This window comes from Bacillus sp. SIMBA_154, from assembly GCF_046536015.1.
GTDB classification, from domain to species: Bacteria; Bacillota; Bacilli; order Bacillales; family Bacillaceae; genus Bacillus; species Bacillus pumilus_P.
Genome location: NZ_JAWJBV010000193.1, coordinates 1 through 279 on the forward strand (window position 1 = coordinate 1; position 279 = coordinate 279).

Annotated in this window: 1 pseudogene; it reads right to left on the minus strand. The window is 53.8% G+C overall.

The window, feature by feature from the left end:
- A pseudogene (locus tag R0K30_RS21700) lies at window positions 1-279 on the minus strand (UDP-glucose 6-dehydrogenase); the annotation flags it as partial.

Genomic DNA, 279 nt, shown 5'->3' on the forward strand with positions numbered 1-279 from the left:
TCGGTAATTGGCCAATAATTGCTTGGTGTCCTTGGGCAAGCAATAGCCACCGTAGCCGAAAGATGGATTGTTGTACTGATTTCCGATGCGCGGGTCCAGGCCAACACCCTCGATTATCTGCCGCGAGTCCAATCCATGCGTTTCCGCATAGGTGTCGAGCTCGTTGAAATACGCGACTCGCATGGCCAGATAGGTATTCGAAAACAGCTTTACCGCTTCCGCCTCGGTGGAATCCGTGAACAGTACCGGAACGTCCTTCTTCAGGGCGCCTTCCTGCAG